This window comes from Crenothrix polyspora (assembly GCF_900163755.1).
Taxonomy (GTDB): domain Bacteria; phylum Pseudomonadota; class Gammaproteobacteria; order Methylococcales; family Methylomonadaceae; genus Crenothrix; species Crenothrix polyspora.
The window spans coordinates 1-7,073 of sequence record NZ_FUKI01000053.1 but is presented as its reverse complement, the minus strand read 5'-3'; the positions used below and the strand labels follow the sequence as shown (position 1 = coordinate 7,073).

7 protein-coding genes are annotated in these 7,073 nt (G+C 47.8%); 6 read left to right on the top strand and 1 reads right to left on the bottom strand.

Translation table 11 applies throughout. The features are described 5' to 3' along the window. Both CRENPOLYSF2_RS18980 and CRENPOLYSF2_RS03305 read left to right on the top strand, forming a co-directional pair. The coding region (locus CRENPOLYSF2_RS18980; protein ID WP_217884056.1) for a hypothetical protein at nt 1-229 on the top strand (229 nt) is incomplete at its 5' end. 187 nt (nt 230-416) lie between these two features. Continuing rightward, the gene (locus CRENPOLYSF2_RS03305; protein ID WP_245807876.1) at nt 417-1,565 is read left to right on the top strand and encodes a major royal jelly family protein; all 1,149 of its coding nucleotides are present in this window, start codon (nt 417-419) and stop codon (nt 1,563-1,565) included. Between the two features lie 8 nt (nt 1,566-1,573). On the opposite strand, the gene CRENPOLYSF2_RS03300 is transcribed toward CRENPOLYSF2_RS03305, so the two are convergent. Further along, on the bottom strand, nt 1,574-2,506 hold the full coding sequence (locus CRENPOLYSF2_RS03300; protein ID WP_245807875.1) for a LysR family transcriptional regulator: 933 nt from the start codon (nt 2,504-2,506) through the stop codon (nt 1,574-1,576). Nucleotides 2,507-2,759: 253 nt separating this feature from the next. Between CRENPOLYSF2_RS03300 and amoA the strand changes: the two genes are divergently transcribed. From amoA to CRENPOLYSF2_RS03280, 4 genes are read left to right on the top strand one after another with little or no spacing between them, the layout of a single operon-like run. Then, entirely contained in the window at nt 2,760-3,512 is a 753-nt protein-coding gene (amoA, locus tag CRENPOLYSF2_RS03295; protein ID WP_087142540.1) for a bacterial ammonia monooxygenase, subunit AmoA, read from the top strand. Nucleotides 3,513-3,520: 8 nt separating this feature from the next. Next, complete coding sequence (gene amoB / locus CRENPOLYSF2_RS03290) at nt 3,521-4,831, top strand: bacterial ammonia monooxygenase, subunit AmoB (RefSeq protein ID WP_245807874.1); 1,311 nt, start codon at nt 3,521-3,523, stop codon at nt 4,829-4,831. A gap of 20 nt (nt 4,832-4,851) precedes the next feature. Further along, the gene (gene amoC, locus CRENPOLYSF2_RS03285) at nt 4,852-5,625 is read left to right on the top strand and encodes a bacterial ammonia monooxygenase, subunit AmoC (protein WP_087142539.1); all 774 of its coding nucleotides are present in this window, start codon (nt 4,852-4,854) and stop codon (nt 5,623-5,625) included. A gap of 34 nt (nt 5,626-5,659) precedes the next feature. Then, entirely contained in the window at nt 5,660-6,898 is a 1,239-nt protein-coding gene (locus tag CRENPOLYSF2_RS03280; protein WP_087142538.1) for an MFS transporter, read from the top strand. Nucleotides 6,899-7,073: the final 175 nt, after the last annotated feature.

Sequence of the window (7,073 nt, the reverse complement as noted above, 5' to 3'; positions counted from 1 at the left end):
CGCCTCACACGTTTGCACTCAGGCTTCCTCCAGACAAGTCTTCGCAGGCTTGCCCTTGCCGTCAGCTAGTGGTTACAATAGCCACAACATGGTGGCTATTTCGGTTCTCCCACAGGGGACTTCCACCCCATTACATCGCGCCCATGCTGGGGGCGCACGGTTTCAACTTGACTTGTCCCTTCGGGCCTGGCAAGTTAAACCAATGTTATGCCCTGCTCTTACTGGTTAGACTGCCATATTCCCCTCTGACGTTGTGTGTATCGACCTATGAGCTTTAGGTCTTTAAGGCAGCGGATATAAGCCGAAGGATTGGCTGGCCATAAATTTTATAAATACCACTATGAATAAAGATCATTTATTAGCCCCGGTTTAATGGCGTATTGTTGTCGTGAATCATTTTTACTGGGAGCACTATTATGAAGATCATTACTACATTGGCAACTGGTGTGTTGCTGTCTGCCGTTAACGGAACGGCACTTGCAAACCCCGGCATGGGTGATATAGCCAATGACCAAAATTGCCCTGTAACTGAAACTAAAAAATCTACTTACGACATCATAGCCAAACTCGATAATGCCCCAGGAAATGTCACCGTAACTGAAGATGGTCGAATTATCATGAGCTTGCACCAGTTTTACCAACCACAACGTACTGTAGTCGAGTATAAGAATAAAACGCTGGTGCCATTTCCTAATAAAGAATTATCGGATACGGTTTCAAAATCGGAGCTAAAACTTGATTCGGTGTTGGGTATCCGCTCTGCTGACGGCATTGTCTGGATGCTGGACAATGGTATGCGTAGTGGTGTAACGCCTAAGCTGGTAGGCTGGGATATAAAAACCAACAAGCTGCATCAAATCATAAAATTACCGGCACCCATAACGCCGTCTGATGCGTTTGTAAATGATTTTTCCGTCGATAATAAACACAATCATATTTTTATCAGCGACCCTGCCGGAGGAGCCAATGCCGCACTCATTGTTGTCAATCTGAAAACAGGATTGGCAAGGCGTGTGCTGGAAGGCCATGCCAGTGTTATACCCGAATCGGTTGACCTTATTATCGATAACGTCCCTATTCAAGTGAAGGATAGCAGCGGCAAACTGAGCCGTCCCCATATCGGTGTCAACCCCATTACCGAAGATTTGAATAACGAGTGGGTGTATTTTGGCCCTATGCACGGGCACAGTTTATATCGCGTTAAGGCTGATGATCTAGCCAATGAAAAATTGGATGCCAAGGTATTAGCAAGCCGCGTTGAACGCTATAGTGGCAAGCCCATTTCGGATGGAATTACCATAGACAAGGACAACAATATCTATCTGGGTGAATTGGCTGAGAATGCCATAGGCGTTATTACATCAGACAGAAAATACCGGCGGTTGACACAATGCCCTAATTTGTCATGGGTGGATTCGTTCAGCTTTGGGTCAGAAGGCAAGCTTTATGCTGTGGTTAATCGCTTGCACCAGTCTGCCACCTTGAATGGTGGCGTAGAAACGGCCAAGCCGCCCTTTTTTCTGTTGCAGGTAAAAGCCCTGGCAGATGGCTTGCCTGGGCGTTAAAGCAACCTTTATGTAGCATCAATTGTTTTTCCTATGGCCATTATTTTGTCGCGTAACCAGCAATGTGCAGGGTCTTTGTCCCGTAACGGATGCCAGATCATGCACAAATCATAATCCGGAAGGTCAATGGGCACGGGAAATACGGCCAACGGCGCAAACTGGGTAAATTGCTCGGCAATACGGAACGGCAACGACAGGATCATGTCGGTTTTGGAAACGATCAAGGGAGCGGACAAAAAATGCGGGACAATGAGTTTGATGCGCCGTTCCAAACCCAGTTCTAGCAATTTTTGATCTATCACACCTACATTGCTACCGGTTCGAGAAATTAGCATGTGCGGTATCTCGACAAACTCTGTCAATGAAGGCGACTGTCTGAGTAACGGATGATTGTGCCTGACCACACAGGCCATACGGTCGCTGAACAAGTTTTGGCAACGTAAATGTGCAGGCGGGCTTAACACCGACTTGAAGCCCAACACCACATCCAGACTGCCGTTTTCCAGTTGTGTCACCGGAAATGAGCTTTCGGTCCGTTTGATGTGAAGGTCAATACCTGGCGCTATCCTTTCAATAAGTCCTGATAACTCAGGCATCAACAGAAACTCCATGTAGTCGGTGGCAGCAATGACAAAACGGCGTTGACTGGTGGCCGCTTCAAATTCCACTGGCACCTTAAAGAGCTGCTCCATCTCGGACAATAACCCACGCACCGGCTCAATCAAAGCCAATGCCCGTTGTGTTGGCTTCATACCCGCAGGTGTTTTCACCAACAAGGGGTCATCCAGTTGTTGGCGCAAGCGGTGCAAGATATGGCTCATGGCCGATTGGGTAATGAACATGCGCTCAGCCGCACGGGTTACGTTTAGCTCCTGCATTAACACGTCAAAAGCAAGCAGTAAATTTAGGTCAAATGTTCGTAAGCTGGACATCGTGGGCATTATTATCCTGATGAGGGGATGGGGCTCTTATGGTAGCTAAAAGTTAGTCGATAATGATATGAATTGTGGCCATGCCCACATGAAAATTCATCATTTAACAAAGCCACAAATTCTGCGTACTGTATCCACTAAGCGTGTTGTTCGCCCGCATTGGCTACTTGTGTCACCGTACAGCGGTCAACCCCACTGACAACACGCTAACTGTTCCGGATAAGTCTTTTGCCTTATCCATCACTGTTGTTAGGAGGACATTATGTCAGCAAAACTTTCAAAGCCAACGTTTAAGCCGTATACCGGCGAGAAGGCGCGTATCACCCGCGCTTACGACTACCTGATCCTAGTATTGGCGCTGTTCTTGTTCATCGGTTCTTTCCATCTGCATTTTGCCCTCACTGTGGGCGACTGGGATTTTTGGGTAGACTGGAAGGACAGGCAATGGTGGCCATTGGTCACCCCACTCATTGGCATTACCTTTCCGGCGGCAGTACAGGCCGTACTATGGAGTAACTTCCGCTTGCCATTGGGTGCAACCCTGTGTGTTGCCTGTTTGTCGATAGGTACCTGGATTGCCCGTGTCTTTGCATACCACTACTGGAATTATTTTCCCATCAACATGGTGATGCCATCGACACTGCTGCCTAGTGCGCTGGTCTTGGACGGCATCCTCATGTTAAGTAATAGCCTGACAGTGACCGCTATTTTCGGCGGCTCTGCTTTCGCCTTACTGTTCTACCCTGCAAACTGGCCCATCTTCGGTATGTTCCATCTCCCCGTTGAAGCGGGCAACAGCCAATTGACCCTGGCCGATATGTTTGGCTTCCAGTACATCCGTACCGGTATGCCGGAATATCTTCGTATTATTGAGCGGGGGACGTTACGTACTTATGGCCAAATTGCCACACCGCTGTCGGCCTTTTGCTCAGCGCTGTTATGCACTTTGATGTACACCTTGTGGTGGCATATCGGCAAATGGTTTGCCACGACCCGTTATCTTAAAAGAATCTAAAGGGGAAGATGATGAAAACACTATGGCAAAATAATCCGTGTGCAACAATGGCCAAAACCATCAGTTACCGGAATGCTAACGCACTAAAGCAGCCCTTTACGAAAGGCTTGTTATTCCTGGGTACGCTACTTTCGGTGTATATGTTGACCCTACAGCCTGTCATGGCGCACGGGGAAAAGAACCTGGAACCCTATGTCAGAATGCGTACCGTCCAATGGTATGACGTGCAATGGTCCAAGCAGAAATTTAATGTCAACGATGAAATTAGCGTAACCGGTAAATTTCATGTGGCCGAAGATTGGCCGATCAGCGTACCCAAGCCGGATGCGGCGTTCTTAAATATCTCAACACCAGGCCCCGTGCTGATCAGAACCGAACGTTACTTAAACGGCAAGCCCTACATGAATTCAGTGGCCTTACAACCAGGCGGCGACTATGACTTCAAGGTTGTCCTGAAAGGACGCTTACCAGGACGTTACCACATCCATCCTTTCTTTAACCTAAAGGATGCAGGGCAAGTCATGGGGCCGGGCGCATGGTTGGATATTGCAGGCGATGCCAGCGATTTTACCAATAACGTCCAGACCATCAATGGCGAACTGGTCGATATGGAAAACTTCGGGTTGGGTAACGGCATCTTCTGGCACAGCTTTTGGGCTTTGTTGGGTACGGCCTGGCTGCTTTGGTGGGTACGCCGCCCCTTGTTTATTGAGCGTTACCGGATGTTGCAAGCAGGCTTGGAAGATGAATTGGTGACTCCATTGGACAGAAATATTGGCAAAGCAATAGTCATCGGCGTGCCTGTTCTGGTGTTTATGTTTTATACCATGACGGTGAACAAATATCCCAAGGCCATACCTTTACAAGCCTCACTAGACCAAATCCTGCCTCTTTCTGCCCAAGTCAATGCCGGCGTAGTCGATGTCGAAACGGTGCGGACAGAATACCGCGTCCCAAAAAGATCGATGACTGTCAGCTTAAAGATCAAAAATGGCAGCGACAAGCCGATTCAGATAGGTGAATTTGCAACGGGCGGTGTACGCTTCCTTAACCAAGCTGTATCTGTACCTGACCAGAACAATGCAGAAAGTGTTATCGCGAAAGAAGGCTTAATATTGGATAATCCAGCCCCCATCCAGCCAGGTGAACAACGTACAGTGTTAATGACCGCAAGCGATGCCTTGTGGGAGTCAGAAAAACTGGACGGCCTGATTAACGATGCCGACAGCCGTATTGGCGGCTTGATCTTTTTCTTCGACAGTGAGGGTGAACGCACTATTTCCAGCATCACCTCGGCTGTCATTCCTAAATTTGATTAACCACTTAAAAGGTAATTGTCATGGCTACAACCACTGAAAAAATCAAGGTAATAACCGAACAGGCCAAAATGCCACCCTGGTATTTGAAGGATTTATACCGCTATCTGTCGGCTTTCGGCATACTGACCGCCATCTATATGGGTTTCCGTATTTATCAGGGGGCGTATGGTGTCTCAACAGGATTGGATTCAACCGCCCCCGATTTTGATGTCTACTGGATGCGTCTGTTCAACTTTAACGTGACTTTTGTTACGCTTTTTGCAGGCGTTTCATGGGGATGGTTATGGTTTACCCGGGATAAAAACCTGGACAAGCTTGAACCTAAGGAAGAAATCCGCCGCTATTTTACGTTGACCATGTTCATTAGCGTCTATACCTTTGCTGTATATTGGGCTGGCAGTTACTTTGCCGAGCAAGATAACTCCTGGCATCAGGTCGCTATTCGAGACACACCTTTTACCGCCAACCATATCATTGAATTTTATTTCAATTTCCCCATGTACATTATCCTTGGCGGTTGCGCCTGGCTTTATGCCAGAACACGGCTGCCGCTTTATGCCAAAGGCATTTCACTGCCGTTGACGCTGGCTGTTGTCGGGCCTTTTATGATATTGGTGAGTGTCGGTTTTAATGAATGGGGGCATACCTTCTGGTTTCGTGAGGAGTTTTTTGCTGCGCCGATCCATTACGGCTTCGTGATTGGGGTTTGGTTTGCGCATGGCGTGGGGGGTATATTGCTGCAAGGTGTGACCCGTTTGATTGAGTTGCTAGACGCACAGGAAGACGTGGCTTAATTCATAAACCGATAAGTTAAGGAAACACCTCGCTATGGAAAATAACAAACAAACGCGCATCCATTATGCCTGGACAGTACTTGCCGTAACGTTTGCCTGTTTGTTTGTCGCTTCTGCGCTGCGATCTATCCCAGGAATTATTATACTGTCGCTGGAGCATGAATTTAACTGGAGCCGGGAAACCATCAGTGGCGCAATTTCCGTCAATCTGTTTTTGTTCGGGTTGTCAGGGCCATTTTTAGGCAGATTGATGGACATGTATGGGGCAAAAACCATTACGCTGTTCATGATTTGCCTGGTCATTTTGGGTGCCGTGGGCAGTACTTTCATGCAGCAGCCTTGGCAATTGTATTTATTGTGGGGTGTTGTAATCGGTGCGGGTTCCGGTGGCACCTCAATGGTTATGGGATCCGCTTTGATTAACCGCTGGTTTCACAAACGGCGTGGGTTGGCTTTAGGGTTTTTAGGAGCTGCTTTTTCCTCAGGCCAATTGATTTTTACCCCAATACTCATGAACCTGAACATTCACGAGGGCTGGCGGGTGACAACATTGGCCATTGCATCATTGCTAGGCTTGGTGGTTTTGCCTTTGGTGACTTGGTTAATGGTAGACAACCCCGGCAAAAAAAATCTACGCGCTTACGGTGCAAACGGAATATCCAATGATGTACCGCCACCCGACCCGGGCCCCATGCGCGTAGCAATGGCCAACCCACAATTCTGGTTGTTGGCCTTTAGTTTCGGTATCTGCGGCTTTACCACTTCGGGGTTATTTCAAACGCACCTTATCCCACACGGCATTGAACATGGCTTCCATGAAATGACAATGGCAACCTCATTGGGTCTAATGGGGGCAACGGACATCTTTGGCACAATATTGTCCGGCTGGCTCTGCGACCGTTTTGGCAAACGCTGGCCGCTGGCGATGTATTACACACTACGGGGAGTATCGTTGATGCTGTTGCCTTATGTGGAATCTACCGAACAACTGATGGTTTTTTCCGTGGTCTATGGGTTAAATTGGTTATCGACCGTACCGGCAACCTCAGCATTAACGGCGGATTTGTTTGGCAAACAAAATGTTGGTGTTGTATTCGGCTGGATTTGCTTTGCCCACCAGATTGGGGCGGCATTAGCGTCTTATGGCGCTGGTTATTTGCATGGTTTAGCAGGTAATTACACTATGTCATTTATTTCAGCAGGCTTGTTTGCTTTAGTCGCTACAGGATTGGTTGTTAATATTCGTATTGATGCAAATTCTATAGCAAAATGATCTAATAAATTTGTACAGTTATATAGGTTTGGCGATTATTGTAGCATGTTATTTGCTGTGTAAATTTGGCTGTTGTGCACAGTTTGGCAGCATAATCGAGTAGCCAGGGGCTTCTAACCCCCAGCCCCCACACCACCCACCATGCGGGTCCGCAGTGGGCGGTTCAACGAATTGG

Bases quoted from the DNA above. Each gene is read 5' to 3' on its own strand.
- CRENPOLYSF2_RS03300 (WP_245807875.1), bottom strand. From the start codon at position 2,506: ATGCCCACGATGTCCAGCTTACGAACATTTGACCTAAATTTACTGCTT.
- CRENPOLYSF2_RS03280 (WP_087142538.1), top strand. From the start codon at position 5,660: ATGGAAAATAACAAACAAACGCGCATCCATTATGCCTGGACAGTACTT.
- CRENPOLYSF2_RS03305 (WP_245807876.1), top strand. From the start codon at position 417: ATGAAGATCATTACTACATTGGCAACTGGTGTGTTGCTGTCTGCCGTT.
- amoA (WP_087142540.1), top strand. From the start codon at position 2,760: ATGTCAGCAAAACTTTCAAAGCCAACGTTTAAGCCGTATACCGGCGAG.
- amoB (WP_245807874.1), top strand. From the start codon at position 3,521: ATGATGAAAACACTATGGCAAAATAATCCGTGTGCAACAATGGCCAAA.
- amoC (WP_087142539.1), top strand. From the start codon at position 4,852: ATGGCTACAACCACTGAAAAAATCAAGGTAATAACCGAACAGGCCAAA.